Raw genomic sequence first — 20,873 nt, forward strand, 5'->3', positions numbered from 1 at the left:
TTAGCGCACGACACCCGCTACGTCAGCGGCGTCCATTCCTCGTCAGCCGGCAAGGGCGCGAAAATCTCGTCCAGCATGGCGTCGGTGACGTCCTCGAGCCGGGCGGGATTCCAGCGCGGGGCGTTGTCCTTGTCGATGATCACCGCCCGCACGCCCTCGATGAAGTCATGCTTGCGAACGACGCGCGAGCCGATCCGATACTCCATCGCCATGTTGTCGGCGAAGTCGGTCATGGCCGCGCCGCGCTTCAATTGCTCGAAGGCGACCTTCATCGTCTGGGGCGACTTGGTCTTCATGACCTCCAGCTGAGCCCGGCCCCAGTCACTGGAGTCGAGGGTCAGGAATTCGACGATCTCCTCGACGCTTTCGCCGACGAAAAGGCGGTTGAGGTCCTGCTCGAAGCCCAGCAGCGAGGCCTTGCCCGCGTCGGCGCGGTACTTGCGCAGCGTCTCGTCGATACGGCGCGGATCGGCGACGATCGCCTTCTTGAGGCCCTCGACCGCGCCGAACTCGACAAAGTGGGTGGCGACGCCCAGACGCATGCAATCCGCGCCCTTGATCCGCGCGCCGGTCAGGGCCAGCCACAGCCCCGCCTTGCCCGGCAAACGCGGCAGGTACCAGCCGCCGCCGACGTCCGGAAACAGGCCGATGCCGGTCTCGGGCATGGCGAAGGTCGTGCGCTCGGTGGCGATCCGCACGTGGGCCGGCATCGAGATCCCGACCCCGCCGCCCATGACGACACCGTCCATGATCGCCACGACCGGGGTGTCGTAGGTGAACAGGAGGTGGTTCAGCTGGTACTCGGTGTGGAAGAACCGCCGGGCCTCGACGCCGTCCTTGGCGCCGCTCTCCGCCAGCATCCGGATGTCGCCACCGGCGCAGAAGCCGCGGTCTCCGGCATGGTCGATCAGGACCATGTAGATCTCGGGATCTTCCTGCCAGTCCAGCAGCGCGCCGATCATCGTCTCGCACATGCCCAGCGTCAGGGCGTGCAGGGCCTTTGGGCGGTTGAGCGTGATCCGGCCGACGTTCTTTTCGACGCGGATCAGGACTTCGGGGTCTTCGGTCATGGATGGCCTTGAAGGTTCAGGCGTGTTCGGCCGGTTCGGCGACCGGCGCGCAGTCGATCCGCGCGATGCCGCCGCCGACCAGACGGAAGACGGCGTCCTGGGGAATGTCCTGGCTCAGCGTCTCTTCCTTGGAGAGCCCCGCGTAGGCGCCGCGCAGCAGACGACCGGCGACGCCGTGGCTGACGACGATCAGGCGGCGCTCCGGCTCGGCCGCCTGCTCGGCCAGCCAGGCGCTAAGACGCGCCGTCATGGCCTCGTAGGTCTCGCCGCCCGGCGCGTGAAAGCCCCAGGCGTCGTCGCCGAGCAGATGGGGGTGTTCGCCCCTCACCTCTTCGCGAAGCCGCCCGGACCATTCGCCGACATCGATCTCGACCAGTCGCTCGTCCAGTTCGACCGCCAGGCCCAGACGCCCGGCGATCGCCTCGGCGGTGTGACGCGCCCGGCGCAGCGGGCTGGCGACCAGCCGCCAAGGCGCGCGCTCGGTCGCTGGCACGAGATCGTCCAGCAACGCCGCCATCGCCCTCGCCTGCGCCTGCCCCAGAGGCGTCAGGTCGGATTCCAGCCGCCCTTGCAGGCGCCCCTCGCGATTGTGGAAGGTCTGGCCGTGGCGACAGAGATAGATCATCCGACGCTCATTGGCGGAACAGCTGGCGGGCGATGATGACGCGCATGATCTCGTTGGTCCCTTCCAGGATCTGGTGCACCCGCAGGTCGCGGACAATGCGCTCCAGCGGATAGTCCTGGAGGTAGCCGTAGCCGCCATGCAGCTGCAAGGCGTCATTGGCCACCTGGAAGCCGGCGTCGGTGGCGAAACGCTTGGCCATGGCGCACAGCTTGGTCGCCTCGGGATGCTTGCTGTCCAGCGCATGCGCCGCGCGGCGCACCATCAGGCGGGCCGCCTCCAGCTCCGTCGCCATGTCGGCCAGCTTGAACTGCAGGGCCTGGAAATCCTTCAGCGGCCGGCCGAACTGGTTGCGGGTCTCGAGGTAGGCCTTGGCCGTGTCGAGCGCGAACTGGGCGCCGCCCAGCGAGCACGAGGCGATGTTCAGCCGCCCGCCATCCAGGCCCATCATGGCGAAGCGGAACCCCTCGCCCTCCTGGCCGATGCGGTTCTCGACCGGCACGCGGCAGTTGTCGAAATTGACCTGGGCGGTGGGCTGGGCGTTCCAGCCCATCTTGCGTTCATTGGCCCCGAAGCTGAGACCCGGCGTCCCCTTCTTGACCACGAAGGCCGACACGCCCTTGGCGCCCTCGCCACCCGTGCGGGCCATCACGACATAGATGTCCGAGACGCCGCCGCCGGAAATGAAAGCCTTGCCGCCGTTCAGGACATAGTGGTCGCCGTCCAGCTTGGCCGTCGTGCGCATCGCCGCGGCGTCCGACCCCGAGCCAGGCTCGGTCAGGCAGTAGCTGGCGATCAGTTCCATCGTCGTCAGGCGCGGCAGGTAGCGGTGGCGCAGCTCGTCCGAGCCAAAGCGGTCGATCATCCACGAGGCCATGTTGTGGATGGTCAAATATGCGGCGGTTGGCACGTCGCCGTAGCTCAGGGCCTCGAAGATGATCGAGGCGTCGAGACGCGACAGCCCGCTGCCGCCGACCTCCTCGTTCACATAGATGCCAGCGAAGCCGAGCTCGGCGGCCTGGCGCAAGACGTCGACGGGAAAGTGCCTCTTCTCGTCCCACTCCGCCGATCTCGGGGCAAGCTGTCCCTCGGCGAACGCGCGGGCCGCATCCTGGATTGCGACCTGATCCTCGTTCAGCGCGAAATCCATGCGCGGCAACCTCCCATACGGGGCAGAACAGCCCTCACTTCTTTTCGTCTGACTGCGGCGCCAAGGGCCGACTGTCAATCACGCGCGAGGCGGGGCTTTGGAACGGTTCGCCCGCCGAACGAAGGTGTGACCTGAAATCCTCCGTTACACGACTTGAATCGGCGGAACGGCCACACCCCTTGATAACCATCGTCATTCGGCCCAAATGGCGAACTTCGAGTCTGAACGTTCTCAACCATAAAATTTGCATCAACGACTATGCGCTTCGTGAAACTTGCAATGGCCGCCCTGGCGGCGGCCCTCGGTATGCTGGCGATCTCCGCTTCGGCCCACGCGGCCGAGGGCGGCGACATCTCGCGCAGCTATGGCGTCTGGCGCAATCCGAAGAACAGCGTCCATCTAGAGATCAAGGACTGCGGCCCCAGCACCTGCGGCGTCGTGGTCTGGGCCAGCCCCAAGGCCGAGGCCGACGCGCGCAAGTCGGGCACGGACACCCTGATCGGCAAGCAGTTGCTGCGTGACTTCGAAGCCCAAAACAACGGCGCGCTGAAGGGCCGCGTTTGGGTGCCCACCCTGAAGGTCACGCTGGTCGGCACCGCCGAGATCGTCGATCCCAAGACCATGCGCGCCAAGGGCTGCGTGATCGGCAACTTCCTGTGCAAGTCGCAGCTGTGGACCCGCATCGACAGCCCTTCGGTCCTGGCCTCGCGCGCCGCGCCCTAGGCGCGGCCTCCGCCGCTTTCGCTTGATTCAAAGCAAGAGCCGCGCGACCCTCTAAGTGTACAGTGATCACTTGAGCGTCCGACAGAGACGCCGAGCGATCCAGGCCGCGCGACGGCCGGCACGGGAGGAAAGAGCATGGACGAAGCGGCGACGCTTCCAAGGACCGCGCGCGACGCGGCTAGTGAACACTTCGACGTCATCATCGTCGGAGCCGGCATCTCCGGCGTCGGCGGCGCCTATCACCTGACGCACCAGAGACCCGGAACCCGCTTCGTGGTGCTGGAGGCGCTGGAAAGCTTCGGCGGCACCTGGCTGACCCACACCTATCCCGGTATCCGATCGGACAGCGACCTCTACACCTTCGGCTATCGCTTCAAGCCCTGGGTCGGTCCGCCGATCGCCACCGCCGGCGAGATCCTGAGCTACATGGGCGAGGTGATCGAGGAGAACGATCTCTCCCGCCACATCCGCTATCGCCGTCGGATAACCAACGCCGCCTGGTCCAGCCAGGACAAGCTGTGGACGCTGACCGTCTCGGGCCCCGACGGCGTCGAGACCTACACCACGAACTTCCTCTGGATGTGCCAGGGCTATTACCGGCATTCGGTCGGCTACACGCCCGAGTGGCCGGACATGGACCGCTACAAGGGCCGGATCGTCCATCCCCAGACCTGGCCGAAGGACCTGGACCTGAAGGACAAGAAGGTCGTCGTCATCGGCTCGGGCGCCACGGCCGCGACGCTCGTGCCCGCCATCGCCGGCGACTGCGCCCACGTCACGCTTCTGCAGCGCTCGCCGACCTATTTCGTGCCGGGGCGCAACGAGAACGAACTGGCCGACATGCTGCGTCAACTGGAGATCGATGAGCGCTGGATCCACGAAATTGTCCGCCGCAAGGTGCTGTTCGACCAGAACGAATTCACCCGGCGCTCCATCGCGGAGTCCGAGGCGGTGAAGACCGAGCTGCTGGAGGGCGTGAAGATGTTCCTCGGCGAGGACTTCGACATCGCCAAGCACTTCACCCCTCGCTACCGCCCCTGGCGGCAACGGATCGCCTTCGTGCCCGACGGCGACCTCTTCCAGGGCATCGCCTCGGGCAAAGCCTCGGTCGTCACCGACGAGATCGAGCGCTTCACCGAGAACGGCTTGCTGCTGAAATCCGGCCAGGAACTGGAAGCGGACGTCATCGTCACCGCCACGGGCTTTGATCTTAGCGTCCTGGGCGACATCGCCTTCGCGATCGACGGCAAGCCTCTCGATTTCGCCAGCACGGTCACCTATCGCGGCATGATGTTCACCGGCGTGCCGAACCTCGTCTGGGTGTTCGGTTATTTCCGCGCCAGCTGGACCCTGCGGGCCGACATGATCGGCGACTTCGTCTGCCGCCTCCTCGCCCACATGGAGCGGAAGGGCAAGAAGCAGGTCGAGGTGGCCCTCCGCCCCGAGGACAAGGACATGAAGATCGGCGGCTGGATCGATCCCGAGGACTTCAATCCGGGCTATCTGATGCGAAACATGCATCTGCTGCCCAAGGCCGGCGACAAGCCTGAATGGCGGCACACCCAGGACTATTGGAACGAAAAGGAGATCTTCCCGAAGATCGACCTCGACGACGCGGCGTTCCGCTATTCGTGATCGCTTTCAGCGGACCTGCGGGCGGCCTTAAGGGGTCGCCCGTCTTGCCTCGGCGGGCGGCGCGGTCCAAATCAACGCCATGACCACGCCGCCCCTCGCCCCGTATCCGCACACCCGCCTGCGCCGCGTGCGCCAAGCCGACTGGGTTCGTCGCCTCGTCCGCGAGACCGAGGTGCGGCCCTCCGATCTGATCTGGTCGATGGTGGTGCACGAGGGCGAAGGGACCATTCCGGTGGCTTCGATGCCTGGCGTCGAGCGCCTGTCGGTGAAGGAAGCCGCCAAGGCCGCCGTCCGGGCGCGCGATCTCGGCATTCCCGCCATCGCCATCTTCCCGCACATCGACGGATCGCGGAAGGACGCGGCCGGCTCGATCGCCGCCGATCCGGACGGCGTGATCCCCCGAGCCGTCAAGGCCATGAAGGACGCCGCCCCAGAGGTCGGCATCATGTGCGACGTGGCCCTGGACCCCTTCACCGACCACGGCCATGACGGCGTGGTCGAGGGCGGCAAGATCCTCAACGACCCCACCATCGACCGCCTGATCGAGCAGGGCCTGATGCAGGCCGAGGCCGGCGCCGACATCCTGGCCCCCTCCGACATGATGGACGGCCGCATCGGCAAGCTGCGGGCGGCGCTGGAAGCCGCCAGCCACCAGGACGTGATGATCATGTCCTACGCGGCCAAGTACGCCTCGGCCTTCTACGGCCCCTATCGCGACGCCATCGGCTCGGCCAAGCTCTCGGCCGGCCAGGGCGATAAAAAGACCTATCAGATGGATCCGGCCAACACCGAGGAAGCCATCCGCGAGGTCGCCCTCGACATCGCCGAGGGCGCGGACATGGTCATGGTCAAGCCGGGCATGCCCTATCTCGACATCGTCCGCCGCATCGTCGACGAGTTCCGCATGCCGACCTACGCCTTCCAGGTGTCGGGCGAGTACGCGATGATCATGGCCGCCGCCCAGAACGGCTGGATCGATAAGGACCGCGCCATCCTGGAAAGCCTGACCGCCTTCAAGCGCGCCGGCGCGGCGGGGATCATCACCTACTTCGCCCCCTGGGCGGCGGAGAAGCTGGGCTAGCATGGCCGCGCCGAGAACCGCCTTCAGCCAAGGCCGGTTCTACGGCGCCCCGACCGTCGAACGTCAGCTCCCCGGCGTGCGCCTCGCGCATCTGGAAGCCACCAAGCGCGCCGACCACGTCGACGAGCACAGCCACGACGACGCCCACTTCGTGCTGGCCACCCACGGCCGGTACATCACCACCGCCGCCGGGCCGGAAACCGAAGGCCCGGTGCTGGTCTACAACCCGCCGGGCGTCGTGCACCGCGACCGCTTCGTCGACGGCGGCGGATATTTCCTGGCCGTCAGCTTCGAGGCCGCAGACTGGCATGCGCTGGCCGACGCGGGTCGAGGCGCGGCGATCGACGCGCTGCGGCTGACCGGTCCCACCGCCCGCCGCGCGGCGTTGCGGCTGACCCGCTCTCTGCTGGCCCGCGACGCCGAGACGCTATCGCTGGAAAGCCTGAGCCTGGAACTGGCCGCTCAAGCGATCACGCCGGTGTGGGATGGCGACAAGCGCCCCTCTTGGCTCGACCGCGCCGAGACCTTCCTGGCCGACGCCTTCGACCAGCCCATCAACGTCGCCGACCTGGCCGCCGTCGCGGGCGTGCATCCGGTCCACCTGGCGCGCGGCTATCGTCGCTGGCTGGGCGCGGCGCCGGGCGACCGACTGCGCGCCCGTCGTCTGGAGCGCGCCGCCGACCTGCTCATGCGCGGCCGTGACCCGATCGGCGAGATCGCCCTGGCCTCCGGCTTCTGCGACCAGAGCCACCTCAATCGCCAGTTCCTAAAGGCCTATGGCGTCACGCCTGGCGAGTTCGCGCGGCTGTGCGGCCGCCGGCCGGTTGTTGCAAGCGTCCAAGACGAGGCCGCCGGCGCCGCCTAGACGGCCGAGATCCTTTGTGGAGTTCCCGCCTTGAAAGTCTTCGCGTTCGCCGCCGCCCTCGTGCTCGCCCCCGTGTCCGCGAAGGCCGCCGACTGGACCACCGCCGCGCCCGCCGCCGAGGGTCTGTCCGCCGCGAAGCTGGAGGCCATGTCGGCCGCCATCAAGGCCGGCGAGTTCCAGAAGATCACCAGCGTCCTGGTCGCGCGTCACGGCAAGCTGGTGTTCGAAGCCTACTACGACCAGGAGGGCGCCGAGGCGCGCCGCAACACCCGCTCGGCCACCAAGACCGTCACCGCCATGCTGGCCGGCGCGGCCATCGCGCGGGGCGCGCTGCCCAGCGTGGATGCGCCGATCAAGGCCTACCTCAAGGGCCGCCCGCCGGCGGCCAACCCCGATCCGCGCAAGGACAAGGTCACGGTCGAGGACCTCCTGACCATGAGCTCGATCGCCGAGTGCGACGACGACAATTCGTTCTCGCGCGGCAACGAGGAGCGGATGTACCTGATCGAGGACTGGGTCGGCTTCTATCTGGACCTGCCGGTGCGCGGCTTTCCCGACTGGAGCCCGCGCCCGGAGGCCTCGCCGTACGGACGCGCCTTCAGCTACTGCACCGCCGGGGTGGTGACCCTGGGTCAGGTCGTCCAGAACGCGGTCGGCAAGCCCCTGCCCACCTTCGCCGACGAGGCGCTGTTCAAGCCGCTCGGCATCGAGGCGCCGCGCTGGCAGATGTCGCCCCTGGGTCTGGCCATGGGCGGCGGCGGCCTGGGCCTGCGCGGCCGCGACCTCCTCAAGCTTGGCCAGCTCTACGCCAATGGCGGACAGTGGAACGGCAAGCAGGTTCTGCCCGCCGACTTCATCAAGGCGTCGGTCACACCCCACGCCAACGCCCGCGAGAACACCGACTACGGCTATCTGATCTGGCTGCAGACCTTCGCCGGACCGGATGGCGCCGGCCACAAGGCCTGGGTGATGAGCGGCTCGGGCGGCCAGAAGGTCGCGATCGTCCCCGACCTCGACCTGGTGGCCGTGATCACCACGACAAACTTCGGCGTCCGCCAGCCGCACGCCATCTCCGAAAAGCTGATCGCGGAACACATCCTGGCGGCGGTCGAGAAATAGCGACCCGACTCTCGGACGCGGCTAGGCTCTGGCCATGACTCGCGTCCTCGACATCGTCACCGCCGTGATCCGCGACGAAACCGGCCGCATGCTGCTGGTCCGCAAGCGCGGGACCTCGATCTTCATGAAACCCGGCGGCAAGCGCGACGCCGGCGAGGACGACCTGACCACCCTGGCGCGCGAGCTCAAGGAAGAGCTGGGCTGCCGACTGGTGGCGGCCGAGCGGCTTGGCCATTTCAGCGCCCCGGCCGCCAACGAGGCGGGCTTCACCGTCCAGTCGGCGACCTACCTGGCGACGGTCGAAGGCGACATCGCGCCACGCGCCGAGATCGAGGAGCTGGTTTGGATCGACCCGGCCGCGCCCGGCGACCTGCGGCTAGCCCCGCTGTTGACCCAGCAGGTGCTGCCGGCCTTGGCGAACACCCGATAGCCGCCTTCCTGGGCCTTGTGCCCAGGAAGGCGTGGTTTACGCACCGCCTGAATGTCGATCCGTCCTAACCCTTCGAGGCCAAGGCGCTGATCCGCCCTTGAACCATTTCCAGCGCCAGTTCGCGCGCGCGTTCGGGCGGACGCCCCAGCAACTCCGAGAGGGTCGGGCCGAACAGTCCCGTCCCGACGGCGAGGATGATGTTCAGCAGGATGAAGTCGACGACTTTCTCGCGCTCAAGGCCCAGGTCCTGCGCCAGGCGAGCCTGGATGACCTCGTCGACCACGTCTCGCACCAGGGTCATGCGCCGGCCCTCGCCGGTCAGCTCCAGCCAGGCCGCCAGCCGGGCCGCGCCCTTGGCCTCGAACGCCTCGAACAGGGCCTGAGCGCCGAAACCCGGCGTCGCGCCGCCCGTGTTGAAACCGGTGATGACCTTGTCGGCCAGGGCGCGGATCATCCGCTCCATCAGCGCCGTCTCGACGCCGGCGATCGAACCGAAGTGGTGGATCACATTGGCGTGGACAACGCCGGCCGCCTTGGCGACGTCCGCCAGCTTCAGCGCCTGGGGGCCCTGCTCGACCAGGATCGCCTCGGCGGCGGCCAGGATGTTCTCGCGCGCGGCCTCGGGCGAGCGGCGGACTCGGGTCGGACGGGGCGCGGACGCTTCTATTGACATTTTTGTCAGTATAACCAACTCTGAGGCTCGAAGGCCGATGTCCAAGCCCTAAACCGGCGGAGCCCAGAACGCCATGACCCTCGCCCCCATGCCGCCCAAGCACACGCCCGACGACCTCGACGTGGCCCCGCGCGACATCCGTTTCGCTCTCGACTCAGCGCGCCAAGGCCACTGGCTAGGCGGCGACCCGCTCGGCACGGCGGTGTTCAACGCGCTGTCGCTGACCTTCCCCGACGGCGAGCGGATGTTCATGGACGCGGTGAAGGCCTATCGCGACCGCCTGACCGGCAAGCTGGCCGAAGACGCCCGGGGTTTCATCGCCCAGGAGGCGATCCACTCGCGCGAGCATCATCACCTGAACAGCCTGATCGACCGCGAGCGCTACCCGGTGGCCGAGGTCGAGGCGATGATCCGCAAGCGCGTGACCTTCGCCCGTGACCGGGGTCCGATGGCCATGCTGATCTCGACCATCGCGCTGGAACACTTCACGGCCATGATGGCCGAGATGCACGCGCGCCATCGCGACCTCTTCGCCACCACCGATCCCGAGATCGAAAAGCTGTGGCGCTGGCACGCCATGGAAGAGACAGAGCACAAGGCCGTCGCCTATGACGTCTTCCTGGAGGTGACCAAGGACTGGTCGCCGCTGAAGCGCTACTTCATCCGCTGCCGCGCGATGGCCCTGGTGACCTACATGTTCACCCGCAACATCACCCGCTACGCCGCTCGCCTGCTGGAGACCGACGGCTACACGCCCGAGGCGGCGCTGAAGGCGGTGAAGCGCTATGTCTGGCGCGAGCCGGGGATCTTCAGCCGCGGCGCCAAGACCTATTTCGCCTGGTACCGCCCCGGCTTCCACCCCTGGGACCAGGACGACCGCGCGCAATTCGCCGACTGGAAGGCCGAGTTCGACGCGGCCGCCGCCTGAGGCTTGCCGGGGTAAGGCCGGTCGGCTAGGGCTTCGCCGCCGTAGCCTATCCGCGGGGGTCGGAGCCACGGCGATCGAAGCGCGACGTGATCTCGCGCTCGTCATGCCGGGGGGCTTCGAATGCGATTGGGCGCGGTGTCGTCGACGATGATCCTGGGCGGAGCCTTGCTCTGTCTCGCCGCCTGTCAGCCCAAGTCCGAGTCCCCGCCCGGAGCCCTGCTCGGCTGGGCCTATCCGCAAGGCCCAAAGCGCAATCTGCCGCCCTATCCCAGCGGCCTCCAGCGCATCCCCGGCAGCGCCGTGACCTATATGGGCGAGGCGCTGAACAAGGGCGCGGGTCCGCCCGACTGGTTCCCAAGCAGCCATCCGCCCGCGCCCGAAGTGGTCGCCCAGGGGCGCAAGGGGCTGATGGCCTGCGCCGAGTGCCACCAGATCGGCGGCGGCGGCTCGCTGGGCACGCCGAACCTGGCGGGGCTCTCGGAAGACTACATCATCCAACAGGTGCGCGAGTTCCGCGACGGCCGGCGCGTGTCGTGGAGAGCCGACTGGCCCACGAACCAGGACATGATCAAGGTCGCCAAGACCGTCACCGACGAGGAATTGGCCGCCGCCGCGGCCTACTACGCCGCCCTGCCCTACAAGCCGCGCGTGCGGGTCGTGGAGGGCGAGACCGCGCCGGCGACCAAGCCGAACTACTACGGCTGGCTGGATCTCGACCCCGGCAAGCCGCCCCAGCGCTTGAACGGCCAGGTGATCGAGGTGGCCGAGGACTGGCCGCGCATGCTGCTGGCCGATCCGAGCGCGGTGATCGTGGTCCACGCGCCGATCGGGGCGACGGCGCGAGGCGAGGCCCTGGCGGCCAGTGGCGGCGGTAACGGCCAGGCTTGCGCGGCGTGTCATGGCCCAGGGCTGAAGGGCTCGCCGGTCGCTCCGGCCCTGGCCGGGCGCTCGGCGGCGTATCTCGCGCGGCAACTGCTGGACATCAAGACCGGCGCGAGGCGCGGCCCCCTGGTGAGCCAGATGCAAAGCCCGGCGAACGGTCTGAGCGACGAGCAGATCCGCGACCTGGCGGTCTATGCGGCGTCGTTGAGGCCTTAGGCTAGATCTCAGCTGAATAACCAGTGTCATCCCGGCCGAAGCGTAGCGTAGAGCCGGGACCCAGGGGCGGCGCGCACAGCGCTCCGTCACCCCCTGGGTCCCGGATAACGCCTGCGGCGTTTCCGGGATGACACGGATATTGAGCGGAACCTACCCCGCGATCAGACCAAAGTCCGCCACCTGACCCATGGCGTCGCGCACAGCCGCCAACGTCCGCAGGCGGTTGTCGCGGTGCTCGGGGTCGTTGACGAAGACGCCGTCCAGATAGGCGTCCACCGGACCGCGCAGGCCAGCCAGCTGGGCCATGGCGCCGGTGAAGTCTTCCTTGGCCAGGGCGTCGGCCAGCGGGCCTTTCAGCACGCGCAGGGCGTCGTAGAGCTGGACCTCGGCGGCGCTGTCGGCGGCCGGAGCCTCCGGCTCGCCGCTCGGCAGAGCGCCCTTCTTCTCCTCGGCCTTGAGGATGTTGGAGGCGCGCTTGTAGCCGGCCAGCAGGTTCTTGCCGTCGTCGGTCTTCAGGAAGCCGTCCAGGGCCTCGACCCGCGCGACGATCCGCGCCAGGTCGTCGTCGCCCAGGGCGAAGACGGCGTCGACGAGGTCGTGACGCTTGCCTTGATCGCGGAGCGTGACCTTCAGGCGGTCGGCGAAGAAGGCCAGAAGTTGGTCCATCGCAGGCAAATAAGCATTTCGCCATTCAATCCCGCTTCGATGGCCAGCGAACGCGCGAGCTATCTTTTCAGCAGCAGCCAAGACGCCCTCAGAAGCTGAGTCCGGAACCTTTGCAGCAGCTTCCATGATTGAGAATGCATGCAGAGCTTCTTCCGAGAGCGCGATCTCAACCTCACTGTCGGAAATCCGGGCCGACAGCTGCGAATTGATCACTCCAGCTCGGACCCTTTGGTAGATTTCTTCGACCTCAACTTGGAGTAGGCGCGAAGCGTGACCTTCCAACAGGTCACGTAGTGGCATTGAATTTCCGCTCTCGAGAATAACCCGGATCACGCCCAGCGCCGCCCGACGCAGCGCGTACGGGTCCTTGCTGCCCGTCGGCTTCTCGTCGATCGCGAAGAAGCCGACCAGGGTGTCCAGCTTGTCGGCCAGGGCCACGGCGATCGCCAGCGGCGAGGTCGGAACGGCGTCCGAGGGGCCTTGCGGCTTGTAGTGGTCCTGGATCGCGGCGGCGATCTCGGGGTCGAGGCCGGCCTCGCGGGCGTAGTAGCCGCCCATCAGGCCCTGCAGTTCCGGAAACTCGCCGACCATGCCCGAGGCCAGGTCCGCCTTGGCCAGCCGCGCGGCTTCCTTGGCTTTCTCGACATCGGCGCCGACCAGCGGGGCGATCTCGCCGGCCAGGGCGACGATGCGCTCGACGCGCTGAGCCATCGTGCCGAGCTTGGCGTGGAAGGTCACGCCGTTCAGCTTCTCAAGCCACGGTTCGAAGCCGGCCTTGCGGTCCTCGTCCCAGAAGAAGCGGGCGTCGGACAGGCGGGCCGACAGCACCTTGGCGTTGCCGGCGGCGATCACCTTGCCGCCGTCGGCGGCCTCGATGTTGGCTATGGTGATGAAGTGCGGAGCCAGACCCGGCTGGCCCGGCTTCTTCACCGCGAAGTACTTCTGGTGCGTCCGCATCGAGGTGCGGATCACCTCGGGCGGCAGGTCCAGGAACGACGGATCCATGTCGCCCAGCACCGGCGTCGGCCATTCGGCCAAGCCCGCGACTTCGTCGAGCAGCCCCTGGTCCTCGACCAGCTCCAGATGACGCGCGAAGCACAGGGTCTTGCAGCCTTCCAGGATGCGCGCCTTGCGCTCCTCGACGTCCAGCACGACGAAGTGCTTCTCGAGGCCCGCGACATATTCGTCGAAGTCCTTGGCCACGAAGGGTTTCGCCTCACCCATGAAGCGGTGGCCCTCGGTGACGTCGCCGCTTTCGACGCCCTCGATCGAGAACGGCACGACCTCGCGGTCCAGCACGCACAGGATGCGCTTCAGCGGCCGCACCCAGCGCAGCTTCTTGTAGCCCCAGATCATCGACTTGGGCCACGGGAAACCCCGGACGATGGCCTCGACCATCTCGGCGATGATTTCGGCGGTCGGGCGGCCCTTCTTTTCGATGAAGGCCATGTAGACGCCGTCGCGCTCGACCAGCTGGTCTTGCGTCAGGCCGGTCTTGCGCAGGAAGCCTTCCATGGCTTGCGGCGGCGCGCCGACGCGGGGGCCCTTCAGCTCTTCCTTGCGGTCGGCCTGGGCCAGCGGCAGGCCTTCGGCCACCAGGGTCAGGCGACGCGGGCCGGCGAAGGTGGTCAGGGCCTCGGGCAGGAAGCCGGCGGCGGCCAGGTGCTCGCGGGCCATGCGCTCCAGGTCCTTGGCGGCCTGGGCCTGCATGCGGGCGGGGATCTCTTCCGAGAACAGTTCGAGGAGAAGTTGGGGCATCGTGACTTACGCGGCTTCCTGCTGCTCGACCCAGGCGCTGGCGCACATCTTACAAAGGTCGCGGATGCGGCCGATGTAGCTGGCGCGCTCGGCGACGGCGATCGCGCCGCGGGCGTTCATCAGGTTGAAAAGGTGGCTGGCCTTCAGGACCATGTCGTAGGCGGGCAGGACGAGCGACTTGCCCTGATAGGAGCGAGCCAGCATCAGCGGCACCTGCTCTTCCATCTGCTCGAACTGCTGCTTGAGCACGGCCACGTCGTAGCCGTGGAAGTTGGCTTCCGACTGCTGGCGCTCGTTCTCCAGGAACACGTCGCCATAGGTCGTCGCGCCCAGGGGCGAGTCCGGATCGTTGAACGGCAGGTCATAGACGTTGTCGACGCCGAACACGTACATGGCCAGGCGTTCCAGGCCATAGGTCAGCTCGCCCGCGACGGGGCTGACGTCCAGGCCGCCAACCTGCTGGAAGTAGGTGTACTGGCTGACTTCCATGCCGTCGCACCAGACTTCCCAGCCCAGGCCCCAGGCGCCGACGGTCGGATTTTCCCAGTCGTCCTCGACAAAGCGGATGTCGTGGGTGCGCAGATCCAGGCCGATCGCTTCCAGCGAGCCGAGATACAGGTCCTGCATGTTCTCGGGGTTCGGCTTCAGGATCACCTGATACTGATAATAGTGCTGCAGGCGGTTGGGGTTCTCGCCATAGCGGCCGTCGCCCGGACGGCGCGAGGGCTGCACATAGGCGGCGTTCCAGGGCTTGGGACCCAGAGCGCGGAGCACCGTGGCCGGGTGCAGCGTCCCCGCCCCCACCTCGACGTCGTGCGGTTGCAAGATGATGCAACCCTGCCGGCTCCAATAGTCATGGAGCGTCAGGATCAGGCTTTGGAAGGACTTGGGTTTTTCGCGCGACATCAATCGAAGCAGGCCTAGAAAAAAGTCGGCGGACCATAGGGCCCGCCGACCGGTGCTTCAAGCGATGTCCGGCGCGTGTCGGACGAAAGTCCGCGCGCCTAGTTGCCCTTGGGCGTGGTGTGCTTGCCGGCGTTCGACATCGGCGCGCCGTACTTGGCGCGATTGGCGGTCGTGTCGGCCACCGGGCCGTTGGAGACGACGTTCGGATCGCCCGCCTTCAGCTTGGCCTGGGCGTCGGGCGACTCCGAAGACAGCCGCACGACACCCGAGGCGCTGACGCCAGCCGCCGGAGCGGCCATGGCCGAAGGCGTCGCGGCCGGATCGGAGGCCATGTCCGTCGAGGTGACGGGCGTCGCGGGCGTGGGATTGGTCCCGGGAACTTGAGCGCCGGCCTGCTCGGCGGGCGCCGGCGCGGAGACCTGCTCGTTGGCGGCGACGTTCATGGTGGCGCTGGCGTCGGTCGCCGCCGGAGCCGATGCGGCCTGCAGGCCCGGGACATCCTTGGGCAGCAGCACCTTGTCGACGACGTGCAGCACGCCGTTGCTGGCCATGACGTCGGCCTGAACGATGTTGGCGCCATCGACCATCGGCGTGGCGCCGCTGCCGTCCAGCATCAGGGGCGAGCCCTCGACGCTCTTCACCTCGCCCTTGGCGCCGTTGATCTTGCTGGAGTCCACCTTGGCGTTGATCAGGTGGTAGGTCAGCACCTTCTGCAGCATCGGGCCGTTTTCCGGCGCCATCAGCTTATCCCGTTGGTCGGCCGGCAGGGCGGCGAAGGCCGCGTCGGTCGGGGCGAACAGGGTCAGGTTCTGGTTGGTCTTCAGGACGCTGGTCAGATTCACCGACGAGACGGCCTTCAGGAAGGTGCTGAACTGACCCGAGGCCTGGGCGGTCTGGATCAGGTCGCCCTTGGCGACGACCGGCGAGGCTGCGGCCGGCGCCTGCGCGGCGGGCGCCGTGTCGGTGGCGGTCTGGGCGTGCGCCGCGCCGGCCATCAGGGCGATCGCGGCGGCGGCGGTGAGGAGGCGCTTGGTGGTCATGATCGAGTTCCTCTCGGTTCGAGCGGTTTACGCCCAAGCCTGGGACTCGGTTCCCAGATCACGCCCTCGTGATTATCTTGACCGTTACTTGAAGAAGAACACCATCGCCGCGCCGCAGACGATCAGGCCAAAACCGACCAGGGTGGTCCACTTGATCGCCTCGCCCATATAAAAATACGAGAATAGCGTAAAGACGATCAAGGTAATCGCCTCTTGGCCGGTCTTAAGCTGAGCCGTGGAATACATGCCGCTGCCAATCCGATTGGCCGGGACAGCCAGCATGTACTCGGGAAGCGCGATCAGCCAGCTCGATAGGATCGCCACGGGCAAGGCCAGGCTTTTGTGCTTGAGGTGGCCGTACCAGGCGAAGGTCATGAAGATGTTGGACGCCACCAGCATCAACCACGGCGCGATCTTCAGGACGAGGGGCGACATGTAGGCGGTCTCCGGGGCGGATCCATGGGAAGCGCGGCACCCTAGAACAAGTGACGTCGCCCGCGCCAGGGCCGTCCCGTCAGACAAAAACGCTGTTTTCTGACGCATCCAGGGCGTCGCGCGCTCAAAAATTAGGCGCCACGCCCAATTCCTTTCCGAAACCTTTTCCGCGCGCGCCTTCACGGAACCGTCGTCGATAGCTTGGCCCGGCCGGGGAAAACGACGCGGCGCGTGAAGGCGCGGCGTCGGCGGTGATCACACCGGGGGCGATCTCGCTTCCCACAACCAAGCAAACAAGCCCGCGTCGCGGCGGGCCGGAGCAAGGCGGATGAAACTGATCATAGCGGTCGTCAAACCCTTCAAGCTGGACGAGGTGCGCGAAGCGCTCGTCGCCGCCGGCGTTGAAGGTCTGACGGTGTCGGAAGTGAAGGGCTACGGCCGCCAGAAGGGCCAGACGGAAATCTACCGGGGCGCCGAGTACCAGGTGAATTTCGTGCCGAAGGTGAAGCTCGAAGCGGTCGTGGACGACGCGTCCGCCGCCAAGGCGGTCGAGGCGGTGAAGGCCGCCGCGGCCACGGGCAAGATCGGCGACGGCAAGATCTTCGTCCTCAATGTCGAGGAAGCCGTCCGCATCCGCACCGGCGAAACCGGCTCGGCCGCGCTGTAATCGGGAACAAGGGGATACCGAGATGAAACTCACCTTCAAACCGCTGGCGGGGCTTATGCTCGCCGCGACCATCGCGGGGGCTCCGCTGGGGGCGACCGCCTTCGCCCAGGAGACCGCGCCCGCGCCGGCCGCCGCGACGGCCGCGCCCGCCGAGGCCGCGCCGGCTCCGGCGGCGGCTCCCGCCGAAGCGCCCGCCGCCGCCCCGACCATCGAAGACAAGATGGACAAGGGCGACAACGCCTGGATGCTCACCTCCGCCCTGCTGGTTCTGCTGATGATCCTGCCGGGCCTGGCCCTGTTCTACGGCGGCCTGGTGCGCGCCAAGAACATGCTGTCGGTCATGATGCAGGTCTCGACCGTGGCCCTGATCGGCTTCGTCGCCTGGATGCTGTGGGGCTATAGCTTCGCCTTCACCGACGGCGGCGGTCTCGACAAGTTCGTCGGCGGCTTTGGTCGGATCTTCCTGAAGGATGTCACCCCAGCCAGCAACGTCGCGACCTTCTCGACCGGCGTCGTGATCCCGGAACTGACCTTCATCGCCTTCCAATCGACCTTCGCGGCGATCACCGCCGCCCTGGTGGTCGGTTCGCTGGTCGAGCGCATGAAGTTCGCCGCCATCGTCGCCTTCGCCGTCCTGTGGCCGCTGCTGTCGTACTACCCGATGGCTCACATGGTCTGGTGGTGGCCCGGTCCGAACGCCATCGCCCTGGCTCCCGAGGATCCGGTGAAGTCCGGCCTGCTCTGGGGCTTCGGCGCCCTGGACTTCGCCGGCGGCACCGTCGTCCACATCAACGCCGGTATCGCCGCCCTGGTCGGCGCCCTGATCCTCGGCAAGCGTCAAGGCTACGGCAAGGAGCCGATGCCGCCGCACTCGCTGACCCTGACCCTCGTGGGCGCTGGCCTGCTGTGGGTGGGCTGGTTCGGCTTCAACGCCGGTTCGAACCTGGAGTCGAACGGCTACGCCTCGCTGGCCATGGTCAACACCTTCATCGCCACCGCGGCCGCCGGCCTGTCGTGGATCATCGCCGAATGGGCCACCCGCGGTAAGCCGTCGGCTCTGGGCCTGGCTTCGGGCATCGTCGCCGGCCTCGTGGCCGTCACCCCGGCCGCCGGCTTCGCCGGTCCGATGGGCGCCCTGATCCTGGGTCTGGTCGTCTCGCCGATCTGCATCGTCTTCTGCTCGGTCGTGAAGAACGCGCTGAAGTACGACGACAGCCTGGACGCCTTCGGCATCCACGGCATCGGCGGCATCGTCGGCGCCATCGGCACGGGCCTGCTGGTCAACCCCGCCTGGGGCGGCGCTGGCGTCGTCGACTACACCAGCTGCGGCAAGGACGGCGACTTCTCGACCTGCGACAGCGCCGTCTACGACATGGGCGTCCAGGTGCTGGCTCAGGTGAAGGCCGTCGGCGTCACGATCATCTGGTCGGCCGTGGCCTCGGCCATCGTCTTCTTCCTGATCAAGCTGGTCATCGGCCTGAAGGCTTCGCCGGAAGCCGAGGAAGAAGGCCTGGATATCTCGGAACACGGCGAGCGCGCCTACCACAGCTAAGGCTGGCGTAGGCCCTCACCGAGGGACCGAAGGGCGCGGAGAGCGATCTCCGCGCCCTTTTCCTTTCGCGACTCTTCCCGGATCGGCAAAGCTGCGCTGGCTCGACCGGAGATCGTCATGGACGCCCAACTCTTCCTCCTCTGCGTCCTGACCTTCGTGATCCATTTGATCGGCGCCCTGGCCTATGCGGTGCGGATCGCCGGCGTGCGCACGCGCCGCATCGCCATGTCGTTCGCGCTGTTCAACGTCCTGGTCCTCGTCTCGCGCGCCTCGAACGCCTTCCAGGGCCCGTTCCTCTCGAAGCGTGTCGAGACCAGCTTGACCGCGGACGCCGGTGCGCGATTGCTGTCGGACTTCCAATGGCTGATGGCCAGCGCCAGCATGGCGGCGCTGATCGGCGCCCTGGCCATCCCCACCGCGCAGCGCCTGTTCACCCGCGCGGTGGCCCACTTCCAGGTCCACCGATCGATCCCCAAGCTCTTGATGCACGCCTTCGCCAAGGGCGGGCTGTCCTACGTGCGCCAGTCAGTCGCCATACCCTCGCCCACTCATCTCAAAGGTATGAGGCAGACGATCGAGGTTCCAGCGCGCATCATCGTGCTGAACGTGCTGGCCCAGGCCCTGCTGACCGTGGGCGTGTTCGCCCCGCTGTATGCCGGCTATCTCGACCCGCAATTGCGAGTGACGGCCGTCAGTCTTTCGTCGGTGATCAACGGCGTGGCGACGATCCTCCTGTTCGTGCTGATCGACCCATGCCTGTCGATCATGACCGACGACGTGATGGAGGGACGCGTCAGCGAACCCGCCTTCCGCCGCGCCGTCGTCTGGTTCGCCGGCAGCCGGGTGGCCGGCACCGTGCTGGCTCAGCTGCTGCTGGTCCCCGCAGCCAATACCGTGGTGATCTTGGCGCGGATGATCTAGAGCCGCCGCGCGCTGGTGATCGGCACGACTGGGTCCAGCATCTGGCCTTCCATGACCGGATTGGTCGCCTTGCCCGGCGTCGGCAGGTTCAGGATCTTGTGGACGATCTCCATGCCCTTGATCACCTGACCAAAGGCGGCGAAGCCCAGGTTGTCGCCCTCGCCCGCCGGATTGGCGTCCAGGTACGGCGCCTCGCCCACGCAGATGAAGAAGTCCGAGTCGCCCGTGCCGGGCTCCTTCCGAGCCAGCGACACCGTCCCGTCGACGTGACGAAGCCCCGTCTGGGTGGTCGGCTCGTGCGCGATCGGCGGCAATAGCCTCTTGGGATCGCCCTGCAGGCCGCCCTCGATCAGGCCGTAATCGACGGGACTGTTGGCCTTGGCCGAGCGCCAGAAGCTGGCGCCGTCGTAACGCTTCTCGTCGACATAACGCAGGAAGTTGGCCGTGGTCAGCGGGGCTTGCTTGACCTTGAGCGCGATCACGATCGGCCCAAGGCTGGTCTCCAGCGACACCAGCACATCGCCTGGCCCCGGCACGATCGGCGCGGGCGCCAAGTTCAGAATCTGGGCTGACGCCAGGCTAGGCGCGACGGCCATCCCGCCGAGAACCGTCAAGACATCACGGCGCTTCATGCGTCTTTCTCCTAGCTCAGGCGGCAGCGCCGCACCCACCAGTCGGGCCGCTCCGCCTCGATCCGTTCGGCCAGGGTCTCGGCCTCGATGTCGCCCGCGCAAAGGGCGAAGGAGGTCGCGCCCGAGCCGGACATCCGGACCAGAAGACTCTCGGGCTGGTCGCGCAAAACGTCCAGCGCCTCGCCAATTTGAGGCCGCAAGGCCACGGCGGGCGCCTCGAGATCGTTGCGCGTGGCGACGGCCAGCCAGCCGGCCGCCTCCTCGGCGCTCTCCAGCGCGGCCGGCAAGCGTGGGCGCTCGGCGCCGTCGGGATGCACGGCGGCGTCATAGGCGCGATAGACGGCGCCGGTCGGCGACGGCACGCCCGGATTGACCAGCACCGCGTGCAGCGGCGGCAGCGTTGGCGCGGGCGAGAGCACCTCTCCCCGCCCCTCGGCCATCAGCGCCGTGGCGCGGAAGCAGGCCGCGCCGTCAGCCCCGAGACTGGCCGCCAGAGGCTCCAGATCGTCGTCCGAGAATTGCGGCGCCAGGGCGTCGCGCAGCAGCTTCAAGGCCGCGCCGGCGTCGCTGGATCCACCGCCCAGCCCCGCCGCGATGGGCAGCCGCTTGTCCAGGATCAGGCGGTAGGGCGGAACCGGTCCGCCCAGCCTGGCGTGGAACGCGCGCGCGGCGCGGAGGACCAGATTGTCCTCGCCGGCCGGGATACTCGCGCCGAACGGCCCGGTCGTCTCGAAGGCCGGCGCGTCGCTGGGCTGGATCATCAGCTGATCGCCGACATCGGCGAACACCATCAGGCTGGAGATGGGATGATAGCCCTCCGCGTCCGGCCCGCCGACATGGAGGAACAGATTGACCTTGGCGGGCGCGAAGGCGGAAAGCCGCATGACTCTTCAAAGCTCGGT

The 20,873-nt window shown here is 67.5% G+C and carries 21 protein-coding genes and 1 pseudogene; 12 read left to right on the forward strand and 10 right to left on the reverse strand.

From position 1 onward, the window contains the following. Positions 1-17 precede the first annotated feature (17 nt). The 3 genes from J2728_RS11370 to J2728_RS11380 are packed head-to-tail and all read right to left on the reverse strand — an operon-like array spanning position 18 to position 2,842. Entirely contained in the window at positions 18-1,070 is a 1,053-nt protein-coding gene (locus J2728_RS11370) for an enoyl-CoA hydratase/isomerase family protein (RefSeq protein ID WP_309999168.1), read from the reverse strand. A gap of 16 nt (positions 1,071-1,086) precedes the next feature. Next, on the reverse strand, positions 1,087-1,695 hold the full coding sequence (locus tag J2728_RS11375; protein ID WP_309999170.1) for a histidine phosphatase family protein: 609 nt from the start codon (positions 1,693-1,695) through the stop codon (positions 1,087-1,089). Positions 1,696-1,702: 7 nt separating this feature from the next. Continuing rightward, positions 1,703-2,842, reverse strand: coding sequence for an isobutyryl-CoA dehydrogenase (locus J2728_RS11380; RefSeq protein WP_309999172.1), 1,140 nt, complete (start codon positions 2,840-2,842; stop codon positions 1,703-1,705). A gap of 258 nt (positions 2,843-3,100) precedes the next feature. Here J2728_RS11380 and J2728_RS11385 point away from each other — a divergent pair, with 258 nt between their 5' ends. The 6 genes from J2728_RS11385 to J2728_RS11410 all read left to right on the forward strand — a co-directional run bounded on the left by J2728_RS11385 (position 3,101) and on the right by J2728_RS11410 (position 8,695). After that, positions 3,101-3,565 (forward strand): DUF2147 domain-containing protein, encoded by a 465-nt coding sequence (locus tag J2728_RS11385; protein WP_309999173.1) that lies wholly within the window; start codon positions 3,101-3,103, stop codon positions 3,563-3,565. A 135-nt stretch (positions 3,566-3,700) separates the two neighbouring features. Further along, the gene (locus J2728_RS11390; RefSeq protein WP_309999174.1) at positions 3,701-5,200 is read left to right on the forward strand and encodes a flavin-containing monooxygenase; all 1,500 of its coding nucleotides are present in this window, start codon (positions 3,701-3,703) and stop codon (positions 5,198-5,200) included. A gap of 79 nt (positions 5,201-5,279) precedes the next feature. Beyond that, positions 5,280-6,281, forward strand: coding sequence for a porphobilinogen synthase (gene hemB / locus J2728_RS11395; RefSeq protein ID WP_309999175.1), 1,002 nt, complete (start codon positions 5,280-5,282; stop codon positions 6,279-6,281). 1 nt (position 6,282) lies between these two features. Then, positions 6,283-7,146, forward strand: coding sequence for a helix-turn-helix domain-containing protein (locus J2728_RS11400; protein ID WP_309999176.1), 864 nt, complete (start codon positions 6,283-6,285; stop codon positions 7,144-7,146). A gap of 30 nt (positions 7,147-7,176) precedes the next feature. After that, a complete protein-coding gene (locus J2728_RS11405) occupies positions 7,177-8,265 on the forward strand; it encodes a serine hydrolase domain-containing protein (protein ID WP_309999179.1) in 1,089 nt (362 codons plus the stop codon). A 34-nt stretch (positions 8,266-8,299) separates the two neighbouring features. After that, the gene (locus J2728_RS11410; RefSeq protein ID WP_309999180.1) at positions 8,300-8,695 is read left to right on the forward strand and encodes an NUDIX hydrolase; all 396 of its coding nucleotides are present in this window, start codon (positions 8,300-8,302) and stop codon (positions 8,693-8,695) included. A gap of 64 nt (positions 8,696-8,759) precedes the next feature. On the opposite strand, the gene J2728_RS11415 is transcribed toward J2728_RS11410, so the two are convergent. After that, the gene (locus J2728_RS11415; protein WP_309999181.1) at positions 8,760-9,386 is read right to left on the reverse strand and encodes a TetR/AcrR family transcriptional regulator; all 627 of its coding nucleotides are present in this window, start codon (positions 9,384-9,386) and stop codon (positions 8,760-8,762) included. 70 nt (positions 9,387-9,456) lie between these two features. Here J2728_RS11415 and J2728_RS11420 point away from each other — a divergent pair, with 70 nt between their 5' ends. The 3 genes and pseudogenes from J2728_RS11420 to J2728_RS11430 form a co-directional block, all read left to right on the forward strand. After that, a complete protein-coding gene (locus J2728_RS11420) occupies positions 9,457-10,296 on the forward strand; it encodes a metal-dependent hydrolase (protein WP_309999469.1) in 840 nt (279 codons plus the stop codon). 120 nt (positions 10,297-10,416) lie between these two features. After that, a complete protein-coding gene (locus J2728_RS11425) occupies positions 10,417-11,394 on the forward strand; it encodes a c-type cytochrome (protein WP_309999183.1) in 978 nt (325 codons plus the stop codon). Between the two features lie 12 nt (positions 11,395-11,406). Next, a pseudogene (locus J2728_RS11430) lies at positions 11,407-11,499 on the forward strand (hypothetical protein); the annotation flags it as partial. 45 nt (positions 11,500-11,544) lie between these two features. On the opposite strand, the gene glyS reads toward J2728_RS11430, so the two are convergent. The 4 genes from glyS to J2728_RS11450 form a co-directional block, all read right to left on the reverse strand. Beyond that, the gene (gene glyS / locus J2728_RS11435; RefSeq protein WP_309999186.1) at positions 11,545-13,818 is read right to left on the reverse strand and encodes a glycine--tRNA ligase subunit beta; all 2,274 of its coding nucleotides are present in this window, start codon (positions 13,816-13,818) and stop codon (positions 11,545-11,547) included. A gap of 6 nt (positions 13,819-13,824) precedes the next feature. Then, complete coding sequence (locus J2728_RS11440) at positions 13,825-14,724, reverse strand: glycine--tRNA ligase subunit alpha (protein ID WP_309999188.1); 900 nt, start codon at positions 14,722-14,724, stop codon at positions 13,825-13,827. A 98-nt stretch (positions 14,725-14,822) separates the two neighbouring features. After that, positions 14,823-15,764 carry a fasciclin domain-containing protein gene (locus tag J2728_RS11445; RefSeq protein WP_309999190.1) on the reverse strand — a complete coding sequence of 314 codons (942 nt, stop codon included), beginning with the start codon at positions 15,762-15,764 and terminating at the stop codon, positions 14,823-14,825. A gap of 84 nt (positions 15,765-15,848) precedes the next feature. Next, on the reverse strand, positions 15,849-16,199 hold the full coding sequence (locus tag J2728_RS11450) for a DMT family protein (protein WP_309999191.1): 351 nt from the start codon (positions 16,197-16,199) through the stop codon (positions 15,849-15,851). A gap of 328 nt (positions 16,200-16,527) precedes the next feature. Here J2728_RS11450 and J2728_RS11455 point away from each other — a divergent pair, with 328 nt between their 5' ends. The 3 genes from J2728_RS11455 (at position 16,528) to J2728_RS11465 (ending at position 19,339) form a co-directional block, all read left to right on the forward strand. Then, positions 16,528-16,866 carry a P-II family nitrogen regulator gene (locus J2728_RS11455; protein WP_004623580.1) on the forward strand — a complete coding sequence of 113 codons (339 nt, stop codon included), beginning with the start codon at positions 16,528-16,530 and terminating at the stop codon, positions 16,864-16,866. 22 nt (positions 16,867-16,888) lie between these two features. Beyond that, entirely contained in the window at positions 16,889-18,418 is a 1,530-nt protein-coding gene (locus tag J2728_RS11460; RefSeq protein WP_309999194.1) for an ammonium transporter, read from the forward strand. 117 nt (positions 18,419-18,535) lie between these two features. Beyond that, complete coding sequence (locus tag J2728_RS11465; RefSeq protein WP_309999195.1) at positions 18,536-19,339, forward strand: lipid II flippase Amj family protein; 804 nt, start codon at positions 18,536-18,538, stop codon at positions 19,337-19,339. Here J2728_RS11465 and J2728_RS11470 read toward each other — a convergent pair. Together J2728_RS11470 and J2728_RS11475 are read right to left on the reverse strand one after the other, a co-directional pair. Next, positions 19,336-19,971: a peptidylprolyl isomerase gene (locus J2728_RS11470; RefSeq protein ID WP_309999197.1), complete on the reverse strand. Its 636-nt coding sequence runs from the start codon at positions 19,969-19,971 to the stop codon at positions 19,336-19,338. The genes J2728_RS11465 and J2728_RS11470 overlap by 4 nt on opposite strands. Positions 19,972-19,982: 11 nt before the next feature. Then, positions 19,983-20,855 (reverse strand): 4-(cytidine 5'-diphospho)-2-C-methyl-D-erythritol kinase, encoded by an 873-nt coding sequence (locus tag J2728_RS11475; protein WP_309999199.1) that lies wholly within the window; start codon positions 20,853-20,855, stop codon positions 19,983-19,985. Positions 20,856-20,873: the final 18 nt, after the last annotated feature.

This window comes from Caulobacter segnis (assembly GCF_031454995.1).
GTDB classification, from domain to species: Bacteria; Pseudomonadota; Alphaproteobacteria; order Caulobacterales; family Caulobacteraceae; genus Caulobacter; species Caulobacter segnis_E.

Coding starts and splice junctions, on each gene's coding strand:
- J2728_RS11370 (WP_309999168.1), bottom strand. CDS start 1,070: ATGACCGAAGACCCCGAAGTCCTGATCCGCGTCGAAAAGAACGTCGGC.
- J2728_RS11375 (WP_309999170.1), bottom strand. CDS start 1,695: ATGATCTATCTCTGTCGCCACGGCCAGACCTTCCACAATCGCGAGGGG.
- J2728_RS11380 (WP_309999172.1), bottom strand. CDS start 2,842: ATGGATTTCGCGCTGAACGAGGATCAGGTCGCAATCCAGGATGCGGCC.
- J2728_RS11385 (WP_309999173.1), top strand. CDS start 3,101: ATGCGCTTCGTGAAACTTGCAATGGCCGCCCTGGCGGCGGCCCTCGGT.
- J2728_RS11390 (WP_309999174.1), top strand. CDS start 3,701: ATGGACGAAGCGGCGACGCTTCCAAGGACCGCGCGCGACGCGGCTAGT.
- hemB (WP_309999175.1), top strand. CDS start 5,280: ATGACCACGCCGCCCCTCGCCCCGTATCCGCACACCCGCCTGCGCCGC.
- J2728_RS11400 (WP_309999176.1), top strand. CDS start 6,283: ATGGCCGCGCCGAGAACCGCCTTCAGCCAAGGCCGGTTCTACGGCGCC.
- J2728_RS11410 (WP_309999180.1), top strand. CDS start 8,300: ATGACTCGCGTCCTCGACATCGTCACCGCCGTGATCCGCGACGAAACC.
- J2728_RS11420 (WP_309999469.1), top strand. CDS start 9,457: ATGCCGCCCAAGCACACGCCCGACGACCTCGACGTGGCCCCGCGCGAC.
- J2728_RS11425 (WP_309999183.1), top strand. CDS start 10,417: ATGCGATTGGGCGCGGTGTCGTCGACGATGATCCTGGGCGGAGCCTTG.
- glyS (WP_309999186.1), bottom strand. CDS start 13,818: ATGCCCCAACTTCTCCTCGAACTGTTCTCGGAAGAGATCCCCGCCCGC.
- J2728_RS11440 (WP_309999188.1), bottom strand. CDS start 14,724: ATGTCGCGCGAAAAACCCAAGTCCTTCCAAAGCCTGATCCTGACGCTC.
- J2728_RS11445 (WP_309999190.1), bottom strand. CDS start 15,764: ATGACCACCAAGCGCCTCCTCACCGCCGCCGCCGCGATCGCCCTGATG.
- J2728_RS11450 (WP_309999191.1), bottom strand. CDS start 16,199: ATGTCGCCCCTCGTCCTGAAGATCGCGCCGTGGTTGATGCTGGTGGCG.
- J2728_RS11455 (WP_004623580.1), top strand. CDS start 16,528: ATGAAACTGATCATAGCGGTCGTCAAACCCTTCAAGCTGGACGAGGTG.
- J2728_RS11460 (WP_309999194.1), top strand. CDS start 16,889: ATGAAACTCACCTTCAAACCGCTGGCGGGGCTTATGCTCGCCGCGACC.
- J2728_RS11465 (WP_309999195.1), top strand. CDS start 18,536: ATGGACGCCCAACTCTTCCTCCTCTGCGTCCTGACCTTCGTGATCCAT.
- J2728_RS11470 (WP_309999197.1), bottom strand. CDS start 19,971: ATGAAGCGCCGTGATGTCTTGACGGTTCTCGGCGGGATGGCCGTCGCG.
- J2728_RS11475 (WP_309999199.1), bottom strand. CDS start 20,855: ATGCGGCTTTCCGCCTTCGCGCCCGCCAAGGTCAATCTGTTCCTCCAT.